Origin of the sequence: Desulfosarcina cetonica JCM 12296, from assembly GCF_001311845.1 — a bacterium.
Lineage (GTDB): Bacteria > Desulfobacterota > Desulfobacteria > Desulfobacterales > Desulfosarcinaceae > Desulfosarcina > Desulfosarcina cetonica.
In genome coordinates, this window is record NZ_BBCC01000027.1 from 1 (window position 1) to 14,974 (window position 14,974).

Here is a 14,974-nt window from a genome sequence, read left to right on the forward strand (position 1 = left end):
GCGGGGGTGTCTTTGCTTTCAGCGGAGACTCACTTAAGGGACTTGACGATCTGACCTGCCTCTTTATTCTTGAAAATCAATACCCCTGGAGTGGCATTCTTGTCGAACGTAATTTTCCCATGGGAAATGTTGCCCGGTTCGAGTACGCTGTCCAGGGAAGAATTGACCTTACAGGCCATGGGCCTGCCCTTTCTGTCCTTCAACGTAAAGTGGTCCGGATAGGTGGTGATCACCTGCTGGCTGATATTTTTTACCCAAACGTAAAGTGTGCCACCCCCCAAGTCATGAACGGCGATCTCGGCAGTGCCGTTGCCGGTGTAGCGCCGAAGGCGTTTATTGCGCGTTTCGAACGCGGTCTCCGTCGATACGGTTGTTTTTGCTTTCACAGCCTTTGGCAAAGGCGCCGGGTGCTGCTTTTTCTGTTGGGACAATCGCTCTTCGTAAACCGCCACCTTCTTCCGATAACGCTCATTTTGCGGATCAAGCGTGAGCAACTGACGGTACAGTTTCAAATTCTGCGCTGCATGGGTGGGTGGAATCGGGCGAACGGCGGCCTCCAATTCGTCGATTTTGCGTCGACGCGCCTCTTCCGCCTGTGCCTGGCCTGCTGCGGCCGCCGCCTTTTTCTGGCGCTCCTGATCTGCTTGGCGAATACGCTCGGCCTCCTCCCGCATCCAGCGTTCGGTGGGGTCATCACCGATGGCGACCACCCGATCGTTTTCAAGTGCGACCGCCGTACAATAACTCTCATTCAGCGGCGTATCGGATGGGGTCGCATGCGTCTGGTAAAAAAGAACCATCCGGTTTTCGCCGATGTCATGGCGCAAATCCGGTGGACCGAGTCGTTGCAGAACCGTTTCCTTTGACTCGCCGGATGCAATGGTTTTTAGCGCATCATTCGTTTTCTGGATTTTCCAATGGGCACACCCCGTCATGATGAGGGTGGCAGCGGCGATGATCACCCAGATTCGCATGGTCTCGTTATGCTCCTTCCTGATGGAGGCGTTCGGCGATGGGTTGGACAAACTGGATTTCCGAATCCCATGGGAAAAGAATCCACGTATCCTGGCTGACCTCGGTCATGAAGGTGTCCACCAGAGGCCGACCGGCCGGCTTGGCATAGATGGTGGCAAAGTGTGCTTTGGGAACCATTTCCCGAACGATCCGGGCGGTTTTCCCTGTATCCACCAGATCATCGACCAAAAGCCAACCATCGCCATCGCCGGCAACCGACTTGAGCACCTCGATTTGTCCTTGGTTGCGGCCAACGTAGCTTGCGATGCAGATGGTGTCAACCAGACGGATTTCCAGTTCCCGCGCAATGATGGCCGCCGGCACCAGTCCGCCCCGGGTGATGGCGACAATCCCCTGCCAGGGGCCTTTTTCGTTCAAGCGCCAGGACAGGGCGCGGGCATCCCGATGCAACTGTTCCCATGAGATGGGATAGGTTCGCCTATACGTGCGCGCCTTACTGCGTGTCATTGGATCGGCAGTCGTCCTTTCTTTACCCGGGCCTGATCAATGGGGGTTCCCGCCCAGGCATGGGACAGCACCATCAGCAGGTCATCCCGGTCCAATTCTTCGGGATTGTAAAAATCGAGCCATCATCGAGTGCCTTTTCGGCAATGGGCTCCAACATCTCGATGGTTACCGGCGCGCTGCCGTCGGCGGCCTTGACTTCTTTGAGAAACCGGGCATGCTGGCCGCCGGTCTTCTGGTGCAGGCGTTGGTTCAACTGGCGGACGACAGCCACCACCTGACGGGCCCGCAAATGAGCCGGCGTTCGGGCCACCACACCGGCCCCGGCCAGCGGCAACAAAAGTTCTGCCGTCATCGGCCCGTTTTTATGCATGTTATATTCCAGCCCATAGGGCAGCAGGATGGCGATGCAGGTCCCGTGGGGAACACCGCAAACCGCGCCAACGGCATGTCCTAGGGCATGAACCATCCCTACCATGGCATTGGAAAACGCCACACCGGCAAGATTGGCGGCAACCGCCAGGGCCAGGCGTCCGTCGGCGTCATCGGGGGTCTCGATCACCGGGACCAAGTGTTTTCCGATCAATTCAATGGCCATCAGCGCGTGGGCATCACTCAGCGGGTTCTTGGCCAGGCCGGTATAGGCCTCGATGGCGTGGGCCAGGGCATCCATGCCCGTGGCTGCCGTCATGGCCGGCGGAAGGCTCAGGGTCATGCGGGGATCGAGGATCGCCGCATCAGGCGATAGAAACGGCGAGGTAAAAAAAAGCTTACGTTTACTCCCATGATCGGCGATGACCGCCACGGTCGTCACTTCCGACCCTGTTCCGGCAGTCGTTGGAACGGCCAATAGTGGCTTGAGGCGTCGGGTGAGTTTGCCATGACCTTCAAAGGCACGCAGGTCATCCTCGTCTTCGGAAACGAGAATGTTGACCCCCTTGGCTGTATCCAACACCGAGCCGCCCCCCACCGCCAGGATGGCATCGCAATCGTTTTCCCGGTAAATGCCGGCCAGGCGGCAAACAACGTCAAGGTCCGAATCCGGCGGGACGCTGTCATCCACGGCGGCGGGCTGGACCTGGGGTGCAATGGCACCTTGAACCGTTGCAACGATTCCGGCCTGGGCAACCCCCCTATCCGTGATCATCATCGGTCGCCGGGCATCCAGCGTTTCCAGCAGCCCAGGGATGGCTTCCAGTGCCTGGTGGCCGGCAACGGTCTTCACGGAGCAACGGAATTCATAGTAACCCGGTATATACATCCTTGAAGTCCTTATTTACTCGGCCATTACGGGGATGCCTTTGAGCGCACCGTCGATGATGCGTTTGACTGCATCTTCAACAGCCAGACCATCATAGCGCGAGAGGACACGATCAATCTGTTCCCGGGTAATGCCGGCGTCCGCCAAAGAAGCGGGAATCGGGTCATCCAATTCGGCGTTGAGGGCTTCAAAAAATTCCCAGACCAGGGCGATGACCCGGGGTACTTTCAGGTCATCGTGCGTTACGGCATAGCTATCGCTCCCGGCCATGGAATAGAGCAGCGCCCCAACCCGTCCGGTATAAACATCGGCTGCGACTTCAATCAGATGCGGCAGCAGCACGGCCATTAAAAAGCCGGTGGGCAATTCAGTCGTTTCCTTTAAGCGGGAAGCCAACCCATGGCAGATACCCGCACCGGCGGCGAAAAACGCACTTCCCGCCGCCACCTGACCATTCACCACCGCCAAGCGATGTTGATTGCGCTGGGACGAGGACCGCAGGCCGGTTAACAGGTTTTGCATGATCAAACGGATGGCCGCATGAGCATACGCATGACAGGAAGGCCCGACGCCATCGTCGCAAAACGCCTCTACGGCATGGACCAGGGCCAATAGTGCGCCATTGACCAGGCCACGTTCATCTTGCATCGGCATCATGGCCGGATCGATGATCACGAGGGAAGGAATCAAGTCCGTTGATGACATGCGGCGTTCCCCGTCGAAAGCGTACCCGGTAACCTCGTCACCGTTGCCACCCGGGGTTGCCACCAGTACCAGGGGTGACATCCGCGGCGACGAATCGCCTTGACTTGCGGGGTACGCCGAGACGGACAGATTGAGGCATTTGGCCGTATCCACCACGGCGCCGCAGCCCACCACCACCAGGCTGTCACAAGCGCCGTCCCGGAACATCCCGGCAAGGACAGGAATCAAGTCCGGGGCCGGTTCATCCGGCACGCGATCATAAATCCCCAGGATCATGCCGGAAGCCCTGAATGCATCCACGACCCTGTCGAGGGCCCGACGGCCGATCTTTTCCCCGTCCGCCAGAACAAGCGGGGCGTGAAGGCCACGCGCCGCCAATTCAAACGGCAGGTGGGACAGCGCCTGACGGCCGCAATTGATCTGCAGCGGAGAAAAAAATGAAATTGTATCAGCCAGCGGCAGCACAGCACAGCCTCCATCTTGCGACGTTTGATCATCCATCGTGCCTTGCCCTATCAGATTCCCAAAACCGTGCGCAGGTAAATCAAGATCCGCAACCCGAACTTACGCCAGGGCGACCCATCTGGATAGCGGCGCACGGCGCGCTGGGCCAAGGCTTTGGGCAACAGATAGACCTCCACCCGATCGAGCAGACGGAGGACACGGCAGGCCATCGCGGTGTCACCGCTTACGGTCAACCGATTGCGCGCCACCGCCGTCACCGTGGCTTCCTGAAAGGTAAAAAGCAGCATCGCCGCATCGATGCTTTTGATGGTCAGTTTGAGATCGATGCAACGCTCGCCGGTATCGCGGCCCAGATAGCGCAGTTTTCCGCGCCGATCCTTGCCCACCAGCATGCAGGGCCCATCCGGTGCCACACCCAGCCGAAAAGCAAAACCATTGGGGATGGCCTCGGCAATCTTGCGCGCCTCCCCATCGGACCGCGCCAAGGCTTCGACGGCTCGGCCGACGAACCAAAACATGACGGTCAGATAACCGTTTTTAAGCAGCTTCCCACGAGGCCGGATCATCCTGAAATCGGCCGTTCGGGGATCGCTATGTAGCGTCCATTTGGGTTCGATCGCAAGACGTGCCAGGGTTTTGCGGGTGGGAATGCCATGCAGATCATATCCGCGCAGGAGGTAGTAGTCATCCAGCATGGGGCGCAGGGGAACCGTATGCCCGTCTTCGTCGTTCTGCCGCGCTTCATTCAGCATGCGACCAGGCAGCGTATCGTCCTTACGCGAGATGCCCGCCCCCGTATTCATCAACCGCTCAAGGATCTGGATGCGTTCCCCGGCCTTGAGAAACTGGCGCGGGGTTAGCCGTTCACCGGTAATCGCGCGCCAAAGTTTCACGTAAAGCCGGACGTCCATGAGCCGGGTGGCCATCCGTGGCACATATTGCATCCAGGCGCGGATCAGCCAGGTGGGCATATATTTGATGAGCGGAGATTCAAAAAGGTAGGCGTAGGCGGTGTACGGGCAGGTAACCAGAGAATGGATTGCCGCATAAAGGTTCTCGAAAGAATAAACGAATCGGGCCTTGGCACGTGTGGTGTAAGGGTTCAGCCATCCGAGGACCACTTCCAGAAAAAAATAGCGGCCGAATGATGGCAGGCGCTCGGGTTGGCCACTGCATCGGCCAGCCCCACCCCCCATGCCCCTCGGGGGTCATAGCCGGACAGCTCCATGCCCTTGACCTGGATGGCGAATGCACTGCCGCCGTAGCGTTGCGACAGCAGCCGGGTACCATCGGCCAACTGCTCCCCCCAACCACGACGATAGGCCGTATCCTCAAGCGTTTGTTCGATGCCATCGATCACACCGAATTTCAATTCAGTCTCAACAACACCTTTTTCGCCGGCCTCCATGCACCAAGCCAGCACGCCACCGGCCGAAATGGGATCCAATCCCAACAGGCCACAGCGGTCGTTGATGTGAAGAATAAAATCGGGATCAAAGATTCCCAGATTAGGCCCCAGAAGTGCGACGCTTTCATATTCCGGAATCCGGCAGACACGCCCATCCGCCAAGCGGCCTTTATGACCACAGATGATCGAACACGGTTTACAGGTGCTGGGACGGGGCTGATAGCGCTCACGCAGGGTTTCGCCGGAGACTTGATCCGCTTGTGAATGGCTGCCGTCGTGGAAATTGCAAACCGGCAGGATGCCCCCGGCATTACACCCGTTGACATGACTGGCCGTTCCGAAGTTGCGGTAATCATCGGCCGTGATCGGGTTGCTGTTGATATCGCGTGTCGCGCGCCGCTTCGCGTCGGCAAAGCGTTTGGGATCAGCCGGAACGATTTTACAATGCCGACCCCGCGCCACGATGGCCTTGATACCTTTGGCCCCCATGACCGCACCGACCCCACCCCGCCCGATAAAGCGGGTTCCGGAGGCCACACTGGCAAACAGCACCTGGTTCTCACCGGCCGGGCCGATGACCAGGGCGCCGTCATTGCGGTTCAGGTTCAACTGTTGTTGGGTTTCGCGGGTGTCCAGCCCCCACAGGTGGCGGCCATCCTCGATGTTGACGCCATCGCCGTCGATCTCCACAACCACCGGTGTGGCGGCGCAACCGGTAACCAAAAGGCCATCGTAACCTGAGGTTTTATAGGCCATGCCAAAGGGCCCGCCGCAGGTCGCCGTGAGCATGATACCGGTCAGGGGCGATTTTGTCACTGCGGCAAAACGGCCGCTGCAGGGTGCGCCGGTGCCCATCAGCACACCCATCATGAAGGCCAGCCAGTTTTCCTCGCCCAACGGGTCGACGCCCGGCGTCATCCGCTCGTAGAGCAGTTTCAGGCCGAGTCCCGCGCCGCCCAGGTATTGCCGGCGATCGTCATCGCCCACTTGAAACGCTTGGATGGATGCGGTGGACAAATTGATTTCGATGATCCGGTTGCTGGTTCCGACAATGGATTTCATCGACTGGATCCATTGTTCAGCATAGGGACAGCACCTTCTCGACCAATTTCTCGATACCCACAGCCACATCCTTGATGCCCGGGCCGAGCATGTACGCCGGCGTGGTCACCAGGCGATTTTTTTCGTCCACGCAGATGTCATCGACGCTGCAAACCGTATGCGTGCCCCCCATGGTTTGGATGGCATCGGCGGTTCCGATATCGTTGCCGATGGTCACTTGCGGAGAACGACGCCCCAACGCACGGGTCAGGGTTGCCGGCGCGATACAGATGGCACCGATCGGTTTGGATTGATCCGCCAATTCGTCAAGCAGCCGCTGCACCTCGGGATGAACCGTCGCCTCCGGGCCATTGACGGCAAAGTCGCTGAGGTTCTTGGCCGCTCCAAATCCGCCGGGGATAATCAGCGCATCGATGTCATCGGCGCGAATCGCGGCCACATCCTTGATGTCTCCCCTGGCGATGCGCGCGGATTCCACCAGAACGTTGCGTTTTTCGTCGCTGGGCGTTTGGGTCAGGTGGTTGACCACGTGCAACTGATCCATATCCGGTGCCATGCATTGGACCTTGGCGCCTTTTCGGTCCAGAAACAAAAGGGTCAGCACCGCTTCGTGAATCTCCGAACCGTCGAATACGCCGCAACCGGAGAGCAGCACCCCAACGCGATGTGTCATTGTCTTATCCCTCCAATCTTAAAAAGTATTTTTAAACCAAGATGGTTTCATCAGACACCTTGGGCGGTCCACCGTCCACCCGTCAGGTCGAGGCCAAAACATGCTTTTCCAAAACAAAACAGGTAAACATGCCCTGAAACACATCTTCCTGTCCTTTGGTCACACTGACGGAAACCCAGTATTTCTTGCCTTTGATCTCCTGCACACGGGCCTTGATGTGAAGAACATCCCCGGCCCGCACCGGCTTCAGGAATTTCACCTCCGATGCGCCGAGAACCACGTTAGGGTCATTGACCGCGATCATGGCCGCATAATCGGCTGCGCTGAAAATGAACCCGCCATGAACCAGTCCGTATTGATCGGCCGCCATCTGGGATGTGGTGACCAATTCGACCAAACTGGACCCGTTTTCCACCATCAACGGTTTGCCGCACAGAACCTGATCAATACAACGATGGGTATGAATGTTCATGCAAACCTCCGAAGATCTCGCGGGCAAGCAAAAAGCCCCGAAGCATAGAAGATGAAGGGGTTGATTTACACGGGCGTGGCTTGAAAAGTCGTTCTGATCATAATAAAGAGGAACAACCCTGTCAATGAATTGCACATCCGACAGATCCGTCTATGAAAAGAGATCCGTCTATGAAAAGAGGTCCGTCTACGCAAAGGAGTGTTCGTGGAACCTATCATTGCAAGCCGTATCGCGGCGATTCGATCGATCCTGACCAAAGAAAACCTGGATGCCATTTTGATCCTCGTTCAGGAAAACCGGTTTTACTTAAGTGGGTACACCGGTGAGGACACGCAGTTTGACGAATCCGCGGGAGCACTGGTTATCAGCGCCGATCAACTGGTGCTGGCCACTGACAGCCGTTTCGATCTGCAAGCCCAAAGCGAAGCCAACGGATACGAAATTGTGATTTACAAGCAAGGCCTCGAACAGGTCCTGCCGGAGATTGTCGAGTCTCTTGGGGCCCGCCGGCTGGGATTCGAGAGTGTCCGTATTTCCCACAAGCAGCATGCCGCCTTGTCCAAGGCATTGGCCGGACAAACCCCATCAGCCGAATTGATCCCCACGGAAAACACGGTCGAAAATCTGCGCAAAATCAAAAGCGAAGACGAAATCGAGCGGACCATTCGGGCACTTCGCCTCGCCGAGAACGCCTTTTCCAAGGTCTTGGCCGACCTTCGCCCAGGCTTGACCGAAAAGGAGGTCGCCTGGTCCATGGAAAAGGCCATGCGTGAAGCGGGCGCCGAAGGCCTCTCCTTTCCGGTGATTGTTGCCTCGGGCCCAAACAGCGCCTCGCCGCATGCCATCCCCAGCGATCGCCAGTTGAAGACCGGAGAGCCGATCCTGTTCGACTGGGGGGTGCGCTTGGACCAGTATTGCTCGGACACCACGCGAACGGTGATCCTGGGGCACTTGGATGACCGCTTCAAAAAGGTCTTTGATACGGTGGTCGAAGCGCGGGACAAAGCCACGGCCGCCATCCGCGCCGGGGTTGGCGGCATGGCGATCGATAGCATCGCCAGGGATCATATCGACAAAACGGATTTGCCGGCAAATTCGGCCACAGCCTGGGACATGGCACCGGACTGGCCATCCATGAGGCGCCGCGCTTGAGCCCAATCCGTGACGAACGCCTGGAAACCGGCATGATCGTCACCGTGGAGCCGGGGATCTACCTACCCGGATGGGGAGGGATCCGCATGGAAAATCAGGTTGTTGTTCGTGATCAGGGTGCCGATGTACTCAATGATCCAACCCCTTTTGACCCGCTGCTGAAGGTTTGATCGATGACCGGGCTTGAGATCGGGCTTGACGGTTATGATCATCACATGGACCAATACCTGACCTTCCTCGCCATCGAGAAAGGCCTCAGCGAAAAAACCATCACCGCCTATAGCGCGGATCTGATTCGCTTTGGTGAATATTTGAAAGAACGGAACGTCGCCGACGTCTCGGCCATTGACACGGCGGTCCTCCTGCGCTACCTCATTGCCTTGCGCGAAGCGGGGCTCAGTGCCCGCTCGCGGGCCCGTCACCTGGTCAGCCTGCGGGGGTTTTTCAAATATCTGGCTCAGGAACGGATCATCGATCAAAATCCGGCCCAACAGATCGATCTTCCCAAAACCGGCCTTCATCTTCCCGATGTCTTGACGGTAGGCGATGTGGAGTGCCTGCTCGGCACACCCGACCGCAGCAAGCCCGAGGGATTGCGTGACGTGGCCATGCTGGAGCTCCTTTACGGTGCCGGTCTGCGAGTCTCGGAACTGATTCAGCTGGAGATGAACGGGATCAACCTGGAAGGGGGCTTCGTTCGGGTATTCGGCAAGGGGGCCAGGGAGCGCGTGGTGCCGGTGGGCCGAATCGCTCTATCGGCCATCCGCGATTATTTGATACAGGCGCGACCGTTGCTTTTGAAAGGCCGGGCCAGCACGGCGCTGTTCGTCACCCGACGGGGCGGTGCCATGACCCGCCAGAGTTTCTGGCATCTGATCGGCCGCTATGGACGGCAATGCGGGTTAAAGAAAAAGCTTAGCCTCATAGCCTAAGGCACTCTTTTGCCACGCATTTGCTGGAAGGCGGGGCCGATCTGCGAGCCGTCCAAATGATGCTCGGCCACGCCGATATCGCCACCACCCAAATTTACACCCACGTGGCGCAGCGGCAACTTCTGGAAGCCCACAAAAAATACCACCCACGAGGATAGAACGTCCCATCATGCCTATCGATCCGGTAAACACCTTAAAGCGTTGGTTCGACACGTATAGTCGTTCGTTTCTGAGTGGTGATCCTTCCGCCGACGGTGCACACAGCCTGAAAATCGCGCATACGCGAAGAGTCTGCGAAATCATCGTCCATTTGGGAAAAACGATGGGCCTGTCCGCACGCCAGCTAGGCTTGGCCGAAGCCATTGGTTTGTTTCACGATCTCGGCCGTTTTGAACAATTCCGGCGTTTCGGCACCTTCAATGACCGTCTGTCGGTCAACCATGCCGCCTTGTCGGTTGATATCCTCGAGACGACAGGCATCCTCAATGATCTGCCAATGGCGGACCGATCGATCATCATGGATGCGGTCCGTTTTCACAACGCCCCTTCCCTGCCCGGCAACAAACCGGAAGAAAACACGTTTTTCATGCGGCTCATCCGTGATGCGGACAAATTGGACATCTGGAAAGTCTTTGCCGACTATTGCCGGATGGGAAAGCGTCCCGAGCCAGCCATCGTCCAACACTTGAGTGATCTGCCCATTTGCTCGCCCGCCATTATCAAGGCGATCCTTGAAAAGCGCATGGCCAATTTTAAGGAAATGAAGAGCATCAACGATTTCAAGCTGCTCCAACTCAGTTGGGTATTTGACCTGCAATTTCCGGAATCGTTGGCCCTGGCCGCAACGCAGGGGAATTTACAGGTGATTGCCCAGTCCCTGCCCGCTGATGCGTCTGTTCAGCAGGCGATTTCGGTCGTCCTGGCACAGCTGTCGTCCTCAGGATCATCCCCCCACCCTCAGGATCACAAAGAATAAGGAAACCCAAATAGATGCCCCTGAATCCATCAAATTCAGTGATAAAAAACCACGGCTGCTGGAAAGCCGATCGCCAGTTGCCCGGAACCGGAAACGCCGCCTGGACGCAGGCCTTACGCAATCTCGCCCAGCCCCTGTATGTCGTTGATATGGACGGCCAACCCGGTGTGGTCCAGGATGGCCAGGCCACTCTCACCAACGACGCTTCCGGCAATACGGATGTTTATCCCCTCATCGGCTGGGCGCGGCATTTTCACCGGAACGGTTGGGGGATGCCGGCTTCAGGTCCGATCACGGCCTCAGATTGGCCTATATTTGCGGTGCCATGGCCAATGGCATCACCTCCACCGCCATGGTGGAAGCCGCCGGTCGGGCCGGTATGATCGGATTCTTCGGTGCCGGCGGCCTCTCCATCGATCAGATCGAAACGGCCATCGACACGCTTCAGGCAAACCTGGGGGCCCGCCCTTACGGTTTCAACCTCATCCATAGCCCCAATGACATGGCTCTGGAACAGAAGACCGTGGATCTTTATATTGCCAAAAAGGTCCGCCTGGTTTCGGCATCGGCCTACCTGGACCTGACCACGCCCCTGGTGGAGTATCGCCTCCATGGCATTCACCGGGACGCCAATGGACGGATTATCTGCCCCAACCGGATCATCGCCAAAGTGTCGCGCGAGGAAGTGGCCCGCAAATTTTTCTCGCCACCTGCGCATAAGTATCTCCAACGGCTGATCCAAGAGGGTAAAATCAACGCTGAGCAGGCCGAACTCGCACGCCAGATTCCTGTTGCCCAGGATCTTACCGCCGAGGCCGATTCAGGCGGCCACACGGATAACCGCCCGGCATTATGCCTTTTCCCGACAATGAAGGCCTTGCGCGATGAAATGGCCGCACAATTCAACGCGGACATTCCGCTTCGGGTGGGACTCGCCGGTGGAATCGCCACCCCGGAGTCGGCGGCGGCCGCATTTGCCATGGGCGCCGCCTGGATTTTGACCGGATCGATCAACCAATCCTGCGTGGAGGCCGACACCTCGACGCTGGTCAAGAAGATGCTGACCGAAGCCCGCCAGGCGGACATCACCATGGCACCTGCCGCAGATATGTTCGAGATGGGGGTAAAGGTGCAAGTGCTCAAACGGGGCACGATGTTTTCCATGCGGGGGGCCAAGCTGTACGATCTCTATCGGACGTATGAGGATTTTGCCGACATCCCCGAAAGCCAGCGAAAACTGGTGGAAAATTCGTTCTTGAAATGCACCTTCGAAGAAGAGTGGGCCAATACGCGTGCCTTTTTCATGCGCCGGGACCCGGTCCAGGTCGAACGCGCGGAAAAGGATCCCAAACACAAGATGGCCCTCGTGTTCCGCTCTTACTTGGGTCGGGCCTCCTTGTGGGCAAAAACGGGCGCAGCCGACCGGGCGATTGATTATCAGATCTGGTGCGGGCCAGCCATGGGGGCCTTCAACGAGTGGGTCAAAGGCAGCCATCTTGAACCCCCGGAAAACCGCAATACCGTCGATATTGCCATGAATTTGCTATACGGTGCGGCACTGATCATGCGGCTGAACCATTTACGTAACCAGGGGGTACCGATTCCGGCGATGCCGGGGTTATTGGCACCGGCCAAAAAGGATCAGATCCGCCACTTTTTTCTGGAGGTTTAATCCCCCCGGAAGGGATCATGCCTGCCCGGCCGGACTCGTAAAAAGCCCGATATCGGCGTTACGCTTCATCCCTCGTCACTGCGGAGTACGCTAAGTACGCCTCATTCCTCGGGATTCGCAAGCCTTGATCTCGGGCTTTTTACGAATCCGTCGGAAATGCTACTCTCTACGGGTTCATCAGTTTTTCGATCAGGCATCGTGAAAGCGCCGAAATATTGATCAGATAGGTCTCCGGATGCCGATAAAACGCTTCTGTGCCTGCGGTTTCATCGGGCAAAAGCGTCTCTTCAACAGTCTGCACCCGTTTTTGAAGGGTCTCCTCGTCAGCAGGGCACGCTACCTCAGCGATATGCTGAATCAAATAACGAAAAGCGACAGCTGCTTTGGCTGCTTTGGCGGCTTTGGTGGATGCGCGCTGAAATAAGATGCGCGTCATGCCAAGGCCGTTTTTCGGATCTGCATTCGCCGGCGCCCCCCCTTGGATCGTAAATCGTAATAGCCGTTTTTCTTCAGCCAGGGTGTCAAATCCTTGAGGATCTGCTGACTTTCGGGCACGCTCAATTTCTGGTGTGATAGAAGATGCCCTCCCAGAAAAACCTTGAATATGTCCTTGAAGGCAAATTGGCGCGCATACCCCGACTGTAGTCCACCCAAGGGGTCCGGAGGTAAAAAAGCCCTTGACCAGCGCTTCCAGCGGGCTCGGTTGATTTTTAGTATATCTGAAATTTCGCGACTGTTATAGTAGTAAATCAAGTTTGTTATCCTGTTAAGATGTTATACCGACCTAACAAGTTATAAGAGGGGTGTCAAGCTCTTGTAATTTATCCAGCATTGATCTATAGTTACGCTTTGATTTTTATATCTGCCATGGCAACGGTTAGAGGCGACTCAGACAGCCTCTACCGCTATTTATTTGCTATCAACTCACTTCCACATGTAATTTAAAATGACCGAAAAAAATAAATCTGCCCATCCGCCGGTGGCCATCATCGGGATGGGGGGCATGTTCGCCCAATCGGAGAATCTCAAGGCGTATTGGCGGGTTTTACTCAATGGAATCGATTGTATTACCGATCCCCCCGCCAGCCACTGCCAGTTGAATGATTATTACGATCGTGATCCGAAACGACCGGACCACATCTATTGCAATCGCGGTGGCTTCTTGCCGACGATGCCCTTCGATCCAACCGAATTCGGGATTCCACCGGCAGCCATCGAAGCGACGGACACCTCCCAATTGCTGGGCCTGGTCGGCGCTAAAATGGCTTTGGAAGATGCCGGATACGGTGAATCCCGCGAGTTTGACCGCCAGCGCACGTCGGTCATCCTCGGTGTGACGGGCACCCAGGAACTCGTGATCGCTCTTGGTTCACGGATGGGACATCCCTTCTGGCGGCGGGCATTGGAAAACAAGGGGCTCAGCGATGCTCAGAAATCCGCCGTTATGGATGAAATCGCCGATTGTTATGTCCCCTGGCAAGAGAGTTCATTTCCCGGACTGCTGGGCAATGTCGTTGCGGGCCGCATCTGCAATCGCTTGAACCTTGGCGGAACCAACTGCGTCGTGGATGCCGCCTGTGCCAGCAGCCTGAGTGCCATTCATTTGGGACTTTTGGAGCTGTACACCGGGAAAAGCAACATGGTCGTCACCGGAGGTGTCGACACGCTGAATGACATTTTCATGCATATGTGTTTTTCCAAAACAGGTGTGCTGTCACACAGTGGCGACGCCCGTCCCTTCTCCAGCCAGGCCGATGGCACGGTTCTGGGTGAGGGTATCGGCATTCTGGTGCTCAAGCGTCTGGCCGATGCCGAACGCGATGGCGATCGAATATATGCCTTGATTCGCGGGATCGGTTCCTCAAGCGACGGCAAATCCCAGAGTATCTATGCGCCGCACCCCGATGGCCAGGCACGCGCCCTGACGGAAGCCTACCGCAATGCCGGTGTCGAACCGTCATCCATTGGTCTGCTCGAAGCCCATGGAACGGGCACCCGTGTGGGCGATGAAGTTGAATTCAAGGCCCTCAAGCGTGTTTTCGGCATGATCGCCAATGGGCGACGTTGCGCGGTAGGGTCGGTGAAATCCATGATCGGGCATGCCAAAGCGGCGGCCGGAGCGGCCGGATTAATCAAAGCGAGCCTCGCGCTTTATCACAAGGTCCTTCCACCTACCTTAAAGTGGAAAATCCCGATCCTAAACTGGACATTGAGAACAGCCCCTTTTACCTCAATACGGCACCCCGCCCCTGGTTCAGCACCAAGGGCGAGCCGCGACGCAGCGGCGTGAGCGCTTTTGGATTCGGCGGAAGCAACTTTCATGTCGTCCTTGAAGAGTACCAACCGCCAAAACTGAAATCGCCTGGGACGGCACGGTCGAACTGCTGGCTTTTTCGGGCATCACGCACACCGGTATTTCCGACGAACTGGCCACGATCATCAAGCGGTTCAATGAAACCCCGGACAACGCCTGGGTGGCCGGTTTGGCGAGCCGGTACCGGGAAACATTCAACCTGGACGATCCGTTCCGTTTAGTTGTGGTATTGGACTTGCGGCTTGAACGCGCTGCCATCCAGCAGCAGCTCAAAGCCGCCGTCGATATCGTGGGTACGTCTCGGACCACCCAGGCCCCGCAACAGGGGATCTATTTTTGCGTCGGGGACCCGGAGAGCGGCAAAATTGCATTTCTCTTTCCCGGTCAGGGAAGCCAATATCCC

General features: G+C 57.2%; 18 protein-coding genes and 1 pseudogene. 7 read left to right on the forward strand and 12 right to left on the reverse strand.

The window, feature by feature from the left end:
- Positions 1–29 precede the first annotated feature (29 nt).
- From JCM12296_RS08565 to JCM12296_RS08595, 8 genes are all read right to left on the reverse strand, one after another.
- On the reverse strand, positions 30–974 hold the full coding sequence (locus tag JCM12296_RS08565; protein ID WP_054691550.1) for a DUF3192 domain-containing protein: 945 nt from the start codon (positions 972–974) through the stop codon (positions 30–32).
- Positions 975–981: 7 nt separating this feature from the next.
- Positions 982–1,482, reverse strand: coding sequence for a xanthine phosphoribosyltransferase (gpt, locus tag JCM12296_RS08570; protein ID WP_054691552.1), 501 nt, complete (start codon positions 1,480–1,482; stop codon positions 982–984).
- A gap of 73 nt (positions 1,483–1,555) precedes the next feature.
- Complete coding sequence (locus JCM12296_RS08575; protein ID WP_218188018.1) at positions 1,556–2,740, reverse strand: iron-containing alcohol dehydrogenase; 1,185 nt, start codon at positions 2,738–2,740, stop codon at positions 1,556–1,558.
- 15 nt (positions 2,741–2,755) lie between these two features.
- Positions 2,756–3,910: an iron-containing alcohol dehydrogenase gene (locus tag JCM12296_RS08580; RefSeq protein WP_054691554.1), complete on the reverse strand. Its 1,155-nt coding sequence runs from the start codon at positions 3,908–3,910 to the stop codon at positions 2,756–2,758.
- A 50-nt stretch (positions 3,911–3,960) separates the two neighbouring features.
- Positions 3,961–5,106 carry an aldehyde ferredoxin oxidoreductase C-terminal domain-containing protein gene (locus tag JCM12296_RS43835; RefSeq protein WP_246804080.1) on the reverse strand — a complete coding sequence of 382 codons (1,146 nt, stop codon included), beginning with the start codon at positions 5,104–5,106 and terminating at the stop codon, positions 3,961–3,963.
- Positions 5,013–6,380 (reverse strand): aldehyde ferredoxin oxidoreductase family protein, encoded by a 1,368-nt coding sequence (locus JCM12296_RS43840; protein ID WP_246804081.1) that lies wholly within the window; start codon positions 6,378–6,380, stop codon positions 5,013–5,015. Before JCM12296_RS43840 ends, JCM12296_RS43835 begins: the two co-directional genes overlap by 94 nt.
- Before the next feature lie 16 nt (positions 6,381–6,396).
- The gene (gene elbB / locus JCM12296_RS08590; protein ID WP_054691556.1) at positions 6,397–7,053 is read right to left on the reverse strand and encodes an isoprenoid biosynthesis glyoxalase ElbB; all 657 of its coding nucleotides are present in this window, start codon (positions 7,051–7,053) and stop codon (positions 6,397–6,399) included.
- A gap of 82 nt (positions 7,054–7,135) precedes the next feature.
- The gene (locus JCM12296_RS08595) at positions 7,136–7,525 is read right to left on the reverse strand and encodes a thioesterase, FlK family (protein WP_054691559.1); all 390 of its coding nucleotides are present in this window, start codon (positions 7,523–7,525) and stop codon (positions 7,136–7,138) included.
- Between the two features lie 204 nt (positions 7,526–7,729).
- Between JCM12296_RS08595 and JCM12296_RS08600 the strand changes: the two are divergent.
- From JCM12296_RS08600 to JCM12296_RS08610, 4 genes and pseudogenes are all read left to right on the forward strand, one after another.
- A pseudogene (locus JCM12296_RS08600) lies at positions 7,730–8,847 on the forward strand (M24 family metallopeptidase).
- A gap of 3 nt (positions 8,848–8,850) precedes the next feature.
- Entirely contained in the window at positions 8,851–9,609 is a 759-nt protein-coding gene (locus tag JCM12296_RS08605; RefSeq protein WP_157067475.1) for a tyrosine-type recombinase/integrase, read from the forward strand.
- Positions 9,610–9,629: 20 nt separating this feature from the next.
- Positions 9,630–9,767 carry a tyrosine-type recombinase/integrase gene (locus JCM12296_RS48955; RefSeq protein ID WP_157067476.1) on the forward strand — a complete coding sequence of 46 codons (138 nt, stop codon included), beginning with the start codon at positions 9,630–9,632 and terminating at the stop codon, positions 9,765–9,767.
- 11 nt (positions 9,768–9,778) lie between these two features.
- On the forward strand, positions 9,779–10,585 hold the full coding sequence (locus JCM12296_RS08610; RefSeq protein WP_054691563.1) for an HD domain-containing protein: 807 nt from the start codon (positions 9,779–9,781) through the stop codon (positions 10,583–10,585).
- A 113-nt stretch (positions 10,586–10,698) separates the two neighbouring features.
- Here JCM12296_RS08610 and JCM12296_RS50305 read toward each other — a convergent pair whose 3' ends face one another.
- On the reverse strand, positions 10,699–10,836 hold the full coding sequence (locus JCM12296_RS50305; RefSeq protein WP_157067477.1) for a hypothetical protein: 138 nt from the start codon (positions 10,834–10,836) through the stop codon (positions 10,699–10,701).
- Between the two features lie 14 nt (positions 10,837–10,850).
- Between JCM12296_RS50305 and JCM12296_RS08615 the strand changes: the two genes are divergently transcribed.
- Entirely contained in the window at positions 10,851–12,257 is a 1,407-nt protein-coding gene (locus JCM12296_RS08615) for a PfaD family polyunsaturated fatty acid/polyketide biosynthesis protein (RefSeq protein WP_054691565.1), read from the forward strand.
- A gap of 166 nt (positions 12,258–12,423) precedes the next feature.
- On the opposite strand, the gene JCM12296_RS08620 is transcribed toward JCM12296_RS08615, so the two are convergent.
- Positions 12,424–12,693, reverse strand: coding sequence for a hypothetical protein (locus JCM12296_RS08620; RefSeq protein WP_054691566.1), 270 nt, complete (start codon positions 12,691–12,693; stop codon positions 12,424–12,426).
- The gene (locus JCM12296_RS08625) at positions 12,690–13,010 is read right to left on the reverse strand and encodes a hypothetical protein (protein WP_054691567.1); all 321 of its coding nucleotides are present in this window, start codon (positions 13,008–13,010) and stop codon (positions 12,690–12,692) included. Before JCM12296_RS08625 ends, JCM12296_RS08620 begins: the two co-directional genes overlap by 4 nt.
- 193 nt (positions 13,011–13,203) lie before the next feature.
- On the opposite strand from JCM12296_RS08625, the gene JCM12296_RS43850 reads away from it, so the two are divergent.
- Together JCM12296_RS43850 and JCM12296_RS43855 are read left to right on the forward strand one after the other, a co-directional pair.
- Positions 13,204–14,547, forward strand: coding sequence for a beta-ketoacyl synthase N-terminal-like domain-containing protein (locus JCM12296_RS43850; protein WP_054691569.1), 1,344 nt, complete (start codon positions 13,204–13,206; stop codon positions 14,545–14,547).
- Positions 14,439–14,792 carry a ketoacyl-synthetase C-terminal extension domain-containing protein gene (locus tag JCM12296_RS43855; protein ID WP_157067478.1) on the forward strand — a complete coding sequence of 118 codons (354 nt, stop codon included), beginning with the start codon at positions 14,439–14,441 and terminating at the stop codon, positions 14,790–14,792. The genes JCM12296_RS43850 and JCM12296_RS43855 overlap by 109 nt, the downstream gene beginning before the upstream one ends.
- Here the strand turns inward: JCM12296_RS43855 and JCM12296_RS43860 are convergent.
- The gene (locus JCM12296_RS43860; RefSeq protein WP_246804083.1) at positions 14,789–14,968 is read right to left on the reverse strand and encodes a hypothetical protein; all 180 of its coding nucleotides are present in this window, start codon (positions 14,966–14,968) and stop codon (positions 14,789–14,791) included. The genes JCM12296_RS43855 and JCM12296_RS43860 overlap by 4 nt on opposite strands.
- Between the last annotated feature and the right edge of the window lie 6 nt (positions 14,969–14,974).